The organism is Priestia sp. BR_2, assembly GCF_041954005.1.
GTDB lineage: Bacteria > Bacillota > Bacilli > Paenibacillales > Paenibacillaceae > Paenibacillus_AQ > Paenibacillus_AQ lautus_A.
Window position 1 is genome coordinate 76,368 of the sequence record NZ_JAVFHM010000192.1, and the last position, 13,458, is coordinate 89,825.

Here is a 13,458-nt window from a genome sequence, read left to right on the forward strand (position 1 = left end):
CATCAGGCTTTCAACGGAAGCCATTTCAGAACATCCTGGATATGGGTATCCCAATATCCCCAATCGTGGCCGCCCGGCCCTTCCTGATACGTGAGATCCAGGGAGGTTGCTTCGCAGGCTTTGCGGAACGCTTGATTGTCTTGGTAGAGGAAGTCTTCCGTTCCGCAGCATTGATACAGCAGCGGTTTCGGTCCCTCCGAGCGGTCCACTTCCTGAAGCAGCCACAACAGGTCATTGTCGGTGCCGGTAATGTCCCGATCTCCGTAGACTAAACGATGCTCAAACAAAGCCTCGTTCCTATTAATATGACCCGCCATGTCGAGCGCGCCCGACAGGCTGGCAGCAGCGGCGAAGGATTCGGGACAGCGAAGGGCAAGCTTGAACGCCCCGTAGCCGCCCATGGACAACCCGGCGACGAAGTTATCTTCCCTCGCGTGGGATAACGGGAAGAAGGAACGGGCGATGGCCGGCAGCTCCTGGCTGATAAAGGTCCAGTATTTTCCTCCGTATTCCATGTCCGTATAGAAGCTGCGATGCACTTGCGGCATAACGACGGCAATGCCCATCTCGGCCACGTAGCGTTCGATGGAGGTTCTGCGCAGCCAGATGGAATCGTCGTCGGACAGGCCGTGGAGGAGGAAGAGCGTCGGATGCAGACCGCTTTTGGCATGATTCGTCATGCCGATTTGTGAAGAGGTTTGCTGAGGGAGAATGACGGTCATGGACGTGCTGAGACCGAGCACCTCCGAGTAAAAGTGACATTGCATAAGAGCCATGGATTATGTATCCCCTTTCATTTTTGAAAATGAGAGATCAAAGTGACGAGCCTATTAGGATCATATCACAATCGATCCCCCTTGCTCCAAGTAAATCTAAGTCATCGTCTGCGGCGGGCGAGCACGGATTTAAAGTCTGCTGCATTCGGAAGCTTCGCCATTCTCCAGGAGCATAAAGGGGGTCGGCGACCGAGTCGAAACGGATGGAATGAATCCGTGCATAAAACGCCTCGGTCTTCAGACCGAGGCGAGGTTCAGCCATCGGGCCGTTCTATGATGCGCTGCGTTGTGTTATCTTAGAGGGAGATTATGGCTCCATCTGGTGGAGGATTCGATAGCATGGATTTAAAAGTTTAGCGAGCGTCCAATTAAGATATAGCATGATGATCCTATTTGTGAATCTGGAGGAGTATGCTTATGATACCACATGACGATAAACTGTCCGATCTGAAGATTACGGGAACCGGCAGCTCAAGCGGCGGCCAATACGGCAAGGTGCGAATCGATGGTGCCGGGCAGGTGAATGGAGATTTGGATTGCCGGGAATTAACAGGCAACGGAACGATGAGTTTGAACGGCGACGTAGCTGCCGACAAGATTCGCGTGAACGGTTCGGGAACCATTAAGGGGACGGTGGACGCGGAGGAGCTGCATGTAGCCGGCAGCCTGAGCGTGAAGAGAGGCGTGCGCAGCCGATCCATTTTTATCGGGGGGCATTGCAGCATTCACGGTGATTCCGAATCGAAGAGGCTTGATGTAACCGGAAACCTGAGAAGCCATGGTGACGTGCGGAGTGAGACGGCCACGTTTCATGGGGGCTTCAAGATCGATGGCCGCCTGCATGTAGGAACAGCGGATATTCGGCTGTTGGGCCGCTGCCTTGCGCAGGAAATCGTCGGAGACCGGATCACGATCCGCAAAAAAGGAAAGCGTCTCTGGGAGATGCTGTCCCTGCCATTACGGGGAACGCGGCTGGAGGCACGCATTATTGAGGGCGATGTCCTGGATCTAGAGTATGTCGAAGCCGATATCGTCCGCGGCAACCGGGTGATTCTCGGCCCAGGGTGCGAGATTCGGCAAGTGGAATACCGGGATGAATTGACGCAGCATCCGGAAGCCCAGGTCAGAGCATCCCGGCGGCTTTAAGTTTTAAGGGCGACATTGGGCCAAACATCCGGGCATAGGCCGAATAGATGGCAAGGAGGCAGCGATATGGTGCATAACGGAACAGCCGTAGATAGACCCGGTGTTTCCATAACGGGTGACGGTGTCGTTGGCGGCGGTATTGTCGGCAAGCTTCGGATAAACGGTGAAGGCGTCATTCATGGCGACACGGATTGCCATCTGCTAAGCTGCAACGGGAGCGCGGTCATAAACGGAAGCCTGCTCGGAAGGCAGGCTAGAGTGAACGGCCATGTGAAGGTGTCCCATCATGTCCAGATGGAGCACGTCCGGGTGAATGGAAGCTTGGATGCCGGCGGAAGCGTCAGGATCAGCCGCATCGGAATCAATGGCGGCTTGAGCACGGGAGCCGATCTGTTTGCGGTCAAAGGCGTCGTGAACGGTACCCTGGATGTTGGCGGCAACCTGGAAGCCGAAGAGATGACGGTCCGCGGCATACTACGCGTGAGCGGGTCCGTGATAGCTCGGGAATTGACGCTGAGGCTCGTTGCGCAAGCCTCGCGCGTCAACGAACTCCGAAGCCGCACGGTCTTCGTAGCTCCAACGATGCTGGCCAAATGGTTCCGTTCCTCACGGATCGGATATCTGAATGCCGAGCTGGTTGAAGGCGAGGATATCCGTCTGGAGAATACGAGCGCGGCCATTGTCAGGGGTAGTAGAGTCCATATCGGAAAGGGCTGCTCCATCGGCCGGGTGGAGTATACCGAGACGTTCAGCGCAGATGCCCAGGCGGAAATCGGAAGCTATTATAAAATCGATGCACGACATTAAAATAACGGCAAGGAAAACAGCCCGTATTCGCGGTTCGATTCGCGAATGCGGGCTGTTTCGTGCCAGCTTCGATTTACGGGGCGCTGATACCGTCCTCAACGACTTCCTCTTTGGGCGTTTCGTTCGCATCCGGCAGCGGGACCTCGTTCGTCGGATTGATGGCAACGATGCTGTTCTGGGGACGGTAGGTATCCTTGGATATTTTCACGTTCTCCACGACCTTCCCGTTCACTTTCTTGGTTCGGTAGGTTTCTACCACATAGCCTGGTTTTCCGTTTTGAACCACCTGCTTCAATCCCGGCGGCAGCGAGTTGTTGTGGATGACCTTTTCCGGCGAAGGCAAGGTTTCAATCGTGGTGGATACCAGCTCGTATTCCGTATTTTCCGGGAAGGTGCCGAACATCTTCAGCGTTAAATTGCCGTGCGATACCTCGGACAGGATAAGCAGGTGCTTGCCTGTATTGTTCCGGAAGCGAAAGTTGATCGCCCCTTCGGCAAAGGTGGCGTCCTGTCCCTTGGGCAAGTAGCTGACCGGAAGGGAATGATTCCGCCTTTCGGTGATCTCCAGCCCGATCAGCAGGGCGGCATGATACACCGTGCTGGATACCTGGCAGATCCCGCCCCCGATACCGGGCACCAGCTTGCCGTTCACGATGACGGGAGCTTCCTCAAATCCATACTCCTTCTTCGCAACATCAATGATATGAGCATAATTGAACTCATCGCCGGGCTTCAGAATCATGCCGTCCACGGCTTTGGCGGCAGCGGTTACGTTATGTACGCGTCCGGGCCCGCTGGATCCAAGACCGGTGGAGAATTCAACGATTTTTCGCTCAATGCCCTCGTCCTGCAGCGACTTTACGGTAACGGGGGGCTTTTGACGGATAAGAGGCAGCTGCACCGCAATGGCTTCTTCCGGATACGGTTCCGTGAAGTGGGACTCGTTCGGAAGCGCTGCGCTGAACCCTTCATAGAACGCAGGCCAATCGATGCGGTACGCGGTTTTCTCCGGGGTATACCGGACCACATCGTCATCGGAAATGCTCCGCACTGCGTTGACAGGCTCTCCAAAGCGTTCTTTTTGCCAGTCTTCGTTTAACCGCCCTTTCAATACGTCGCGATTCCAGTCGGTGGATATATGCCATTCCAGCTGAAACTGCCGCCGGTAAAGAACCTGTTCCCATAGCGATCCTTCGGACAGCTTGGCAATGGCTTCTTTGAAATCGGCTGCGCTGAACCGAACGCCGGCTTCTTGGAGACTGAAGCTTTCCGTGCGCCCTTTGAGGGCCTCCGACTCCAGCGTCACCTTGATGCTTGTCATGGCGTGGAGCCGCTGTTCCAGCTCGGACAATACCTCGTCGGCGGGTTGCCCCCCTACCTGCCAGCCGGAGAGAACGACTCCCTTCGGCAGCTCCTTTTGGTTCGCGTACATCGTCAATAGACCGAAACCGACGGAGAGGAGAAGAGCGATACTGATGACAAAGATGAGACCGAGATGAATTTTTTTCATTTGAAACCACCTTCTTAACTTCGTATTGGCCGCAGTACATGCACTTGTTCATGTATATGTCACGGTGGGCTCAAACTTTCGGGTACTCAAAAGGTAACAAATTTGTTACAATAGACGATGTCGTGAGGATTTTTCTTGGATTTTAAAGGAATTCGATGGAAACTGTCGAAAGTATAATGGCTAATTATGGATTGGGAAGTGATGAAGTGATCGAAATGCAGGACGTATGGAAGACTTATCCAAGCGGCGCCCATGCGCTTCAAGGAGTTTCCGTTACCATTAACCGCAATGAATTCGTCTATGTTGTCGGACCGTCGGGTGCCGGCAAATCGACATTCATGAAACTTATCTATAGAGAAGAAGTGCCGACCAAAGGCCAAATTTCCGTTAACGGATTTAATATCGGGAAGCTGAAGCAGCGCAAAATCCCCTATGTTCGCCGAAATATCGGGGTTATTTTTCAGGACTATCGTCTGCTGCCCAAGCTGACTGCTTACGAAAATGTAGCTTTTGCCATGGAGGTTATCGAAGCGCCGCAGCGTCTCATCAAGAGACGGGTTATGGAGGTGCTGGATCTGGTGGGCCTGAAAGCCAAGGCGAACCGCGAGCCATCCCAGCTCTCCGGCGGGGAGCAGCAGCGGATCGCAATCGCCAGGGCGATCGTGAACAACCCGTCCGTCATTATTGCGGACGAGCCTACGGGCAACCTGGACCCGGAAACCTCCTGGGGCATTATGCAGCTGCTGGACGAAATCAATTTCAGGGGAACCACCATCGTAATGGCTACCCACAACAGGGATATCGTGAACACGATGCGTAAGCGCGTACTTGCGATTGAGCACGGACAGATCGTCCGCGACCAGCAGAGAGGAGAGTACGGGTATGAATTTTAGAACCTTCTTGCGGCACTTGCGGGAAGGGGCGAAGAGCGTTTTCCGGAATGGGTGGATGTCGGTCGCATCGATTACGTCCATCGTGGTGTCATTATTTATACTGGGCGTTTTCATGCTGTTAGTCATGAATGTGAACGCATTAGCCGATAAAGCAGATAGCAACGTGCAAATCAATACGTACTTGAATCTCAATGTGGACGAGAAGCTGCGCGAAACCATCAAAGGCGAGATCGAAGCCATGCCGGAAGTCAACGCCATCAAATTCGTGTCCAAGGAAGAGGGCATGAAGGAGCTTGAGGAAAGCCTCGGCTCCGAATGGGTGGAAGGCTTCAGCGAAGCGGACCAGAATCCGCTTCCGGACGCATTCGAGGTTTCCGTTATCGAACCGACCACGGTCGGGTTCGTTGCCGACAAGATTACCGCGCTGAACGAGAAGTATGCGGAAGAGCCGATCCTGCGCGTCAAGTACGGGGAGGGCACGGTAGAAACCTTGTTCAAGATTACGAAAACGGTGCGGAATATCGGCTTTATTTTCGTAGCGGGACTCGGCTTGATGTCCATGTTTCTGATTTCGAACACCATTCGGGTAACGATTTTGGCCCGTCGCCGCGAGATCGGCATCATGAAGCTTGTCGGCGCGACCAACAACTTCATCCGCTGGCCGTTCTTCGTGGAAGGAGCCATGATCGGCCTCCTGGGCTCGATCATTACGGTTACGCTGCTGTTTATAGGCTACAATCGCCTGTACGCCGCGTCGCAGACGGATTTGACGCTGGCGCAGAGCCTGATTCCATTGGGAGATCTGTGGCTGCTGCTCGGGACCATCATCGTGGCCCTTGGCATCGTCATTGGCATTTGGGGCAGCACCATGTCGATACGTAAATTTTTGAAAGTATAAAACAAGGTAAAGGATGGGGAGCGAAACTTGAAGAAAATCGCCGCAGGAGTAGCAGCCTTATTACTGGCCACTGTTATGATCCAACCGACCGTCGGACAAGCCGAGAAGAAGACTTCAGCCGATGTAGACAAAGAGCTGAGGGTGCTTCAGGAGCAGGTCAAGAAAGCGCGGGCGCAGAAGAGCAAGGCTGCGGATGATAAACAAGAAGCCCAGCATTATAAGAATAAAACGACGAAGAACCTGAAATACGTAATGGAGCAAATCAGCATCGTCAGCAATGAATTGACGAAGATTTCCGTCAAGATCGAGGAGACGGAGGATTTGCTGAGAACAACGACCAAGGAGCTTGAAGCGGCGGAGGAGCGCATCGCCTCCCGCGAGAAGCTGCTGGAATCCCGGATTCGCCTCATCTATATGGATGGGCAAGTATCGTATCTGGATGTGCTGCTCTCCGCAACCAGCTTCAGCGATTTTATTGAGCGTGCCGATTCCTTGAAGACCATCGTCGATCAGGACCAGGATTTGCTGGTGCAGCATAAGCAGGACAAGCTGCTGGTTATCGACAAGAAGAAAGAACTAGAAGGGCAGTACGCAACCGCCAAGGATCTGTACGGCCAGATGGAGGACCGCAAGAGCATCCTGAACGAGAAGGAACAGGAGAAGCGCGTTCTGCTGGCCCAGTACGATCAGGATATCGAGGATGCGGACATCTTAACCGAAGAGCAGGATAAAATGCTGGTTGCCTTGGCAAGCAAGCGTTCGGATCTGCAGAAGGAAAAGAATAAGCTTGCCGCCGAAGAAGCGGCCCGTAAAGCGGCGGCTGCCAAAGCGGCTGCGGCGAAGAGAGCGAAGGCGACAACCCTTGGCGGCAGCAAAGGCGGCGGCGGGTATACCGGCAACGGCGGACCGTTTGCGATACCGGTCTCCGGAGCCAGACTCTCCTCCGGTTACGGACCGCGCGTCCATCCGGTAACGGGCGAGGTTGGCAAGATGCACACGGGTCAGGACTTCGCGGTTCCGCAAGGGACCGAGATCCGGGCAGCCGAGAGCGGCACCGTCATCTTGGCCGAGTGGTGGAGCGGTTACGGAAACTGTGTTATTGTTGATCATGGGGGCGGCGTATGGACCTTGTATGGGCATATCCGCAACGGCGGCATTAAAGTCAGCGAAGGCGACAAGGTGTCCAGAGGGCAGAAGATTGCCGAAGTAGGCTCCACGGGTCAGAGCACGGGACCGCATCTTCATTTTGAGGTTCGGGTCAACGGATCGCCGGTGAATCCTTCGCCTTATCTGTAACAGAAATGATGACGCAAACCATATAACCTTCAATACCGCTGTATAAATATTCCCGGCAAGCCAATCATATACTAGGTGGACGGGATTCCCCTGTGTGTAGCAGTTGAAACGTACAAAGGCGGTGAAGTACTTGCTGAAAAAACGAACGGCTGTCTTTCTGGTCATCGCTGCCATGCTGTGCGGCGGACTGTTAACGATGGCTTTGACCCAGCTGCCTGCTCCAAGTCAGACCGGAGACGGCGGCGAGGGATTGCTGGCCAGCATCGCGAACAGGAATGGACTGGAGCAGTCTGAAGCGAAGAAACTGGGGACAGCGATTGACCTCATCGAAAGCAATTATTACAAGGATATCGATCGGTCGAAGCTGATCGACGGCGCGATCAACGGGATGATGGAAGCGCTGGAAGATCCGTATTCCAACTATATGGGCAAAGAAACGGCGGCCCAGTTTGAAGAAAGCATTGAGGGCTCCTTCACGGGGATTGGCGCGGAAGTGTCCTCCGTAGACGGCAGCGTCGTCGTTGTATCCCCGATCAAGGGATCGCCTGCGGATAAAGCCGGCATTCGGGCCAAAGATACCATCCTTTCCGTCAATGGCGAATCCTTGCAGGGCCTGGAGCTGAATGCGGCCGTTAACAAGATTCGCGGTCCGAAGGGCTCCAAGGCCGTCCTTCAGATCAAGCGGGCAGGATCCGAGCAGCCGATCGAGTATGTTATCGTCCGGGATGACGTCGATCTGGAAACCGTGTCGGCACGGATGGAGAAGGGCGGAATCGGCGTGATCGAGATTTCCCAATTCTCGCTGAATACGGGCGAACGCTTTAAGGAAGAGCTCAAGAAGCTGGAAAGCCAAGGCATGAAGGGACTGCTGATCGACGTCCGGAACAATCCCGGCGGCGTGCTGTCCGTTGTCATTGACATCGCAGAGCAGTTCGTGCCTAAAGGCGAGCTGATCGTTCAGGTCGAAGACAAGGATAAGAAGCGGGAGAAGCATCCTTCCAATGGCGTGGCGAAATCGTACCCGATTACGGTGCTGATGAACAAGGGCAGCGCCAGCGCTTCCGAGATTTTGGCAGGCGCATTGCAGCAGTCCGCCGGAGCTACCCTGATGGGCGAGCACTCCTTCGGAAAAGGGACCGTGCAAACGAGCTTTGACAAACAGTTTGGCGACGGAAGCCTGCTCAAGGTAACCATTGCCAAATGGCTGACGCCAAACGGTACCTGGATCCATGAGAAGGGAATCGAGCCGGATATTAAGGTGTCGCAGCCTGAATACTTTACCGTCGCGCCGATCGATAAGAAGAAAACTTATGCGTACGACACGAACAGCACGGATGTGAAGAACGCGCAGATTATGCTTGAAGCGGTTGGTTACGCGGCAGGACGCACGGATGGTTACTTCGACCGGAATACGGAGAAGGCGGTCAAGAGCTTCCAGAGCAAGCACAAGCTGAAAGCGGACGGCATCATTAACAGCGCTACAGCCGAGGCATTGGAAGCGGCATTGATCGAGAAGATTCAGGATCCGAAAGAGGATAATCAAATGAATCGCGGAATTGCCGAGGTTCGGAAGGAAATCGCCGCTAAGGCGTCGAACAAGTAAGAAGGCTGAACGTTAGCCTTCTTTTTTCTTTGGAGATATCAGAAAGCGTAAACTTCGAAGCATCTTGGAACCGAAAGGAGCGTGGCAAGCCGTTGGAGACATTGAAACAACTGCTGATGTATGGGATAGATGCAGGCATACAACTGCTGACGCAGCCCTTTTATTATATTTCGATTTTGTTTGTCATGCTGTTTTACCGAAGGCAGGTGTTGGTGGAGCGCAAGCTGTTCCATGTGAAGCTGCATTCCTGGGGATTGCAGACCTGGCGTACGTTTCTAGGGGGACTGGCGGCAGGCATCGGCGTGTCCATCGTGGTGGCCTTCTTGGGGATATCATTAAGTCTGGAAGCCATTATATGCATATGGGTGACTTCGCTGATCCTGATGCTGTTTCATATCCGGTACTTATGCTTTGCCTATTCCATCGGTCTGCTTGGGATCATTCAGTTTGTGTTGGGCTGGTTTCCGAATTGGCAGCCGGAAGGCTGGATTCATCAGGTAACGGCAACGATCCTTGGTTTGGACATTCCGGCCTTGCTGGCGTTGTCCGCCGTCCTACATTTTGCGGAAGCTTTGCTGGTAAGGATACAAGGGGCGGGATTTGCCACCCCGCTGTTTCTGGAGGGCAAGCGCGGCAAGCTTGTCGGCGGCTATCATATGCAGAGCTTCTGGCCCCTGCCGTTGTTCCTGCTCGTTCCGGCGGTTGGCGGGGGCAGCGTGCTGCCGTGGACGCCGTACTTTGGCGGCGATGCTTGGAGTACGGGCTTTACCATGATGGCCCTTCCGGTCGTGATCGGCTTCGGAGAGATGACGCAGAGCATGCTCCCCCAGGAGAAGGCAGGGATCACGTCGAAGCGTCTCATATTCTATGGAGCGATTGTGCTGGCGTTGAGCCTGCTGGCCGAGTGGTGGTCGCCGCTTACCATCGCGGCCGCATTAGCGGCGCTGCTGCTGCATGAAGGCTTGGTATGGTACAGCAGATACGAAGAACAGCAACGCAGCCCGATGTTTGTACATCCGGTACGCGGATTACGCGTTCTCGCCGTGCTGCCGGACAGTCCGGCGAGCGAGCTCGGCATTTTGGCAGGGGAGACGATCCTCAAGGTGAACGGTAAGCTGATTCACAGCAAGGAGCAGCTGCACAGTGCCTTGCGACAGAATCCGGCCTTCTGCAAGCTGGAGGTTCAGAACCATCAAGGGGAGAGCAAATTTCTCCAGCGTGCGATCTACGCCGGGGATCATCATCAGCTGGGAGCTATCGTGGCGCCAGACCCGAGGGATGGCATTGCAGTGGGGTTGAAGCCGGTAAGCTTGATCACGCTGCTGGCGAATAAACTTCATATTCGCAGCAAGCGGGGGGCTTCCGGCAGCAAGACGTCCGGCGGTTCCGAAGAAGCCGGATTCCCTTCATCGTGATACGGCAAACGGGCCTTTGTCCAATATGGACAAGGGCCCGTTTTTTAGCTTCATGCCGTTATGTAATGAATAGGCGGGACTAGCCCTGCACCTTTTTTAAATAAAAGATAGCGATTTGCGTCCGGTCCCGAAGATTCAGCTTGCCCAGAATATCGGTGACGTAGTTTTTGACGGTGCCTTCGCTTAGGTAAAGCTGCGCGGCAATTTCCTTATTGGACAGGCCCTCCGCGATAAGGGCGACGACCTTTTTCTCGGCAGGAGTGAGCCCGAACTGTTCCAGCTCAGCGGATCTCGGGACCGGCTGCGGGGTTGGACGAAGCATGCCGGTCAGCTTGCGGGCGATATCGGGATGTATCAGCATGTTACCGTCATGCACCGTTTTGATCCCCTGGATGATGCGATCGGGCGGAATGTTCTTCAGCAGATAACCGCTGGCCCCGTTCCGCAGCGCCTCCACGATGTAATCATCGTCATCGAAGGTAGTCAGCATCAGCACCCGTACACCAGGGTATCGCTCGCGAATGCGCCGGGTTCCTTCCACGCCGTCGCATACCGGCATCCGGATGTCCATGAGCACGACGTCGGCATGAAGTCCGTCCATCAATAACGATAGTGCCTCCTCCCCGTGTTCCGCGACAGCCGATACTTCGATATCCGGATCCATCCCCACCAACAGTTTCAAGCTTTCCCGAATGAACGGGTCATCGTCTGCAATCAATACGGATATCATGGATAGCCACGATCCTTTCTATAAATTAGGGTCCTGCCGTCGTGCCAGTCACATAATCTCGCGCTTCCGGTAGACAGGCAGCCGGGTGATGACGGTAAAAGGCACGGATTTTCTGACCTCCAGCGTTCCGCCCACCACCTTGGTTCGTTCGAGCATGCCGCCTATCCCGATGCCATGACGGTCTGCCGCAGCGATCGGGTTCGCCTCCTCTTGGACCGTGCCATCGTTGGAGACCTCCATTCGAACTTCCTCGTCTCCGTACTGGAGAAAAATTTGGACCTGCTTGGCCTCGCCGTGGCGTATGGCGTTGGTGATGGCTTCGCGGGCATTTTTGTATAATACCACCTGTTGGCTCGGATAAAGCGGATAAGGAATTCCCTGCAGTACAAGCTCGGTCTCGATTCCGGTCTCCCTGCCGGTCTCCTCCAGCAGCCGATCTAGGGAATAATCGTCCGTGATCCGCCTTGACGGATTCATCTGTTTCACGGCGGTCCGCATCTGCTCCATGCTCTCCCCCAGCTGGTCGCGGATTTGATGGAGCATATCCATGCCCCGGGCGGCATCCTGCGGCACGATATGAAGAGCGGCTTCCATCATCATTTTGACGCGAATCAGCCGATGGCCGATATCGTCATGCAGCTGGCGGGAGATGCGGTTACGCTCCTCGGCCTGCGCCGCGCTTTCCACCTGATGGGCGAACTGCAGCAGCTGCCTGCCTGCCTCGTCCTGCTGGAAATGCAGTCTTTTCAGTTCGTCGTATAAATGAATGTGATCCAATTCCTTCTGGTTCATTTCATGGATGCGGTGGAATGTGACCGCCAAGAACAGAAACAGCAGATTGGCCGTCGTATGCAGCAGCGCATCGTAATCGGTAATCGCGATGTTGAGCAGCGCAAGGTGACCGAATGCCAGCCACAGCCTGCCAGGCCGCTCGAACAAGGGCAGATAGACGCATAGGGAGGATATAGACAGGAATACCATCATGAAGCCGTATTGGTGGCATAGCCATAGGGACAACGGGATTTCCAGCAGTATGGCTGCTTTCCGGTAAGCAGGCGAAGGCAGGAAACGGCTCAGCACCGCAATCGCCAGAAAAAGCAGGATGTACACCATATACTCCCCGTAATCGTCGAGCTGCTGCAAAAAGATGTCCGCTGCGGCGGGCAGGAGAATAAGGCCGTACCTGAGATAGGCAAGTGGAGATGTCACGTGCGATCCAACCCTTTTCCATTGTGAAGTCAAACCGTTCAAACGATTGGCTTCATTATAGCACATGGATGTTTTCGGCAAGGAGATGACTTTCGTCACCCCATAAGGTGACTTCCTCTACCTTCAAAATCCGGCGATTCCAGATAGAATGTAATCAACAGATGGATACGAGGGAAATGGAGATGATGATTATGACCGTCTTTCTGGAGATGAAGGATGTCGTAAAACGATATGGAAGCAAGCTGTCGGTGGATCATATGAACCTGGAAGTGCACGAAGGCGAGATTTTTGGATTATTGGGACCGAACGGAGCGGGCAAGAGCACGTCCATCAATATGATCTGCGGCCTTCTGGCGAAGGATCAGGGCATCATCAAAGTAGACGGTATCTCCATCGAGGAGCAGCCGCTGGAAGTGAAACGGAGAATTGGGCTGGTGCCCCAGGATCTGGCCCTGTACGAAGAGATGACGGCTTGGGATAATGTCGCTTTTTTCGCCAAATTGTACGGCCTGCGCGGCCAGCTGCTGAAGGAACGGGTGGAGGAGGCGCTGGCGTTTGTCGGGCTGCAGGATCGGGCAAAAGAAAGGCCGTCCACCTTCTCCGGGGGGATGAAACGAAGACTGAATATTGCATGCTCGATTACGCATCGTCCGAAGCTGATTATCATGGATGAGCCGACGGTGGGGATTGATCCGCAGTCCCGGAATCATATCCTGGAATCCGTAAAGACGTTGAACCGCATGGGTTCTACCGTTATTTATACAAGTCATTACATGGAGGAAGTTGCCGCGATCAGCGACCGGGTGGCCATCATGGATCAAGGTCATGTTATCGCCTGCGGGACGCAGCAGGAGCTTCGGGCACGCGTGGCGCATGAGGAAAAAATCATTCTTACTGCTGATGGGATCACACCGGATCTGGTGGAGGAGCTGACCATTCACCCGCGCGTTAGGCGCGTGGCGCAGAATGATAACGAGGTCCAAGTCTATGTACCGTCAGCTCAGGATGAGCTGCAGGATATTTTATTCATTTGCAGTAAACACCATACGACGCTTCGCTCCCTGCAGTGCGAGGAGCCGGGGCTTGAAACGCTGTTTCTCAGCCTGACCGGGCGAACGCTTCGCGATTGATCATAACGGACACGAGCAGAGGAATCCATGAAGGAGGAATACCGA

General features: G+C 54.4%; 12 protein-coding genes. 8 read left to right on the forward strand and 4 right to left on the reverse strand.

Annotated elements, in window-relative coordinates; translation table 11 throughout:
* Positions 1-2 precede the first annotated feature (2 nt).
* Positions 3-776 carry an alpha/beta hydrolase gene (locus RB298_RS13135; protein ID WP_009594263.1) on the reverse strand — a complete coding sequence of 258 codons (774 nt, stop codon included), beginning with the start codon at positions 774-776 and terminating at the stop codon, positions 3-5.
* A gap of 417 nt (positions 777-1,193) precedes the next feature.
* Between RB298_RS13135 and RB298_RS13140 the strand changes: the two genes are divergently transcribed.
* Together RB298_RS13140 and RB298_RS13145 are read left to right on the forward strand one after the other, a co-directional pair.
* Entirely contained in the window at positions 1,194-1,922 is a 729-nt protein-coding gene (locus RB298_RS13140; RefSeq protein ID WP_486047290.1) for a polymer-forming cytoskeletal protein, read from the forward strand.
* A 66-nt stretch (positions 1,923-1,988) separates the two neighbouring features.
* Positions 1,989-2,729, forward strand: a complete 741-nt coding sequence (locus tag RB298_RS13145; protein WP_486047291.1) for a hypothetical protein — start codon at positions 1,989-1,991, stop codon at positions 2,727-2,729.
* Between the two features lie 73 nt (positions 2,730-2,802).
* On the opposite strand, the gene RB298_RS13150 is transcribed toward RB298_RS13145, so the two are convergent.
* On the reverse strand, positions 2,803-4,239 hold the full coding sequence (locus RB298_RS13150) for a VanW family protein (RefSeq protein ID WP_192570431.1): 1,437 nt from the start codon (positions 4,237-4,239) through the stop codon (positions 2,803-2,805).
* 206 nt (positions 4,240-4,445) lie between these two features.
* On the opposite strand from RB298_RS13150, the gene ftsE reads away from it, so the two are divergent.
* The 5 genes from ftsE to RB298_RS13175 all read left to right on the forward strand — a co-directional run bounded on the left by ftsE (position 4,446) and on the right by RB298_RS13175 (position 10,344).
* On the forward strand, positions 4,446-5,132 hold the full coding sequence (ftsE, locus tag RB298_RS13155) for a cell division ATP-binding protein FtsE (RefSeq protein ID WP_015737694.1): 687 nt from the start codon (positions 4,446-4,448) through the stop codon (positions 5,130-5,132).
* Positions 5,122-6,030, forward strand: a complete 909-nt coding sequence (gene ftsX / locus RB298_RS13160) for a permease-like cell division protein FtsX (protein WP_015737693.1) — start codon at positions 5,122-5,124, stop codon at positions 6,028-6,030. Before ftsE ends, ftsX begins: the two co-directional genes overlap by 11 nt.
* Positions 6,031-6,057: 27 nt before the next feature.
* Positions 6,058-7,326, forward strand: coding sequence for a murein hydrolase activator EnvC family protein (locus RB298_RS13165; RefSeq protein WP_192570432.1), 1,269 nt, complete (start codon positions 6,058-6,060; stop codon positions 7,324-7,326).
* Between the two features lie 130 nt (positions 7,327-7,456).
* Positions 7,457-8,929: a S41 family peptidase gene (locus RB298_RS13170; RefSeq protein WP_015737691.1), complete on the forward strand. Its 1,473-nt coding sequence runs from the start codon at positions 7,457-7,459 to the stop codon at positions 8,927-8,929.
* Between the two features lie 92 nt (positions 8,930-9,021).
* Positions 9,022-10,344 carry a PDZ domain-containing protein gene (locus tag RB298_RS13175; protein ID WP_486047292.1) on the forward strand — a complete coding sequence of 441 codons (1,323 nt, stop codon included), beginning with the start codon at positions 9,022-9,024 and terminating at the stop codon, positions 10,342-10,344.
* Between the two features lie 79 nt (positions 10,345-10,423).
* Here RB298_RS13175 and RB298_RS13180 read toward each other — a convergent pair whose 3' ends face one another.
* Together RB298_RS13180 and RB298_RS13185 are read right to left on the reverse strand one after the other, a co-directional pair.
* Entirely contained in the window at positions 10,424-11,074 is a 651-nt protein-coding gene (locus RB298_RS13180) for a response regulator (RefSeq protein WP_486047293.1), read from the reverse strand.
* Between the two features lie 48 nt (positions 11,075-11,122).
* Positions 11,123-12,283: a sensor histidine kinase gene (locus RB298_RS13185; protein ID WP_486047294.1), complete on the reverse strand. Its 1,161-nt coding sequence runs from the start codon at positions 12,281-12,283 to the stop codon at positions 11,123-11,125.
* 182 nt (positions 12,284-12,465) lie between these two features.
* On the opposite strand from RB298_RS13185, the gene RB298_RS13190 reads away from it, so the two are divergent.
* Positions 12,466-13,413, forward strand: a complete 948-nt coding sequence (locus tag RB298_RS13190) for an ABC transporter ATP-binding protein (RefSeq protein ID WP_486047295.1) — start codon at positions 12,466-12,468, stop codon at positions 13,411-13,413.
* The last annotated feature ends 45 nt before the right edge of the window (positions 13,414-13,458 follow it).

What these genes read in the sequence shown, in the direction of transcription:
- RB298_RS13180 (WP_486047293.1), bottom strand. Translation starts at nt 11,074, where the DNA reads ATGATATCCGTATTGATTGCAGACGATGACCCGTTCATTCGGGAAAGC.
- ftsX (WP_015737693.1), top strand. Translation starts at nt 5,122, where the DNA reads ATGAATTTTAGAACCTTCTTGCGGCACTTGCGGGAAGGGGCGAAGAGC.
- RB298_RS13150 (WP_192570431.1), bottom strand. Translation starts at nt 4,239, where the DNA reads ATGAAAAAAATTCATCTCGGTCTCATCTTTGTCATCAGTATCGCTCTT.
- RB298_RS13135 (WP_009594263.1), bottom strand. Translation starts at nt 776, where the DNA reads ATGGCTCTTATGCAATGTCACTTTTACTCGGAGGTGCTCGGTCTCAGC.
- RB298_RS13140 (WP_486047290.1), top strand. Translation starts at nt 1,194, where the DNA reads ATGATACCACATGACGATAAACTGTCCGATCTGAAGATTACGGGAACC.
- RB298_RS13145 (WP_486047291.1), top strand. Translation starts at nt 1,989, where the DNA reads ATGGTGCATAACGGAACAGCCGTAGATAGACCCGGTGTTTCCATAACG.
- RB298_RS13190 (WP_486047295.1), top strand. Translation starts at nt 12,466, where the DNA reads ATGATGATTATGACCGTCTTTCTGGAGATGAAGGATGTCGTAAAACGA.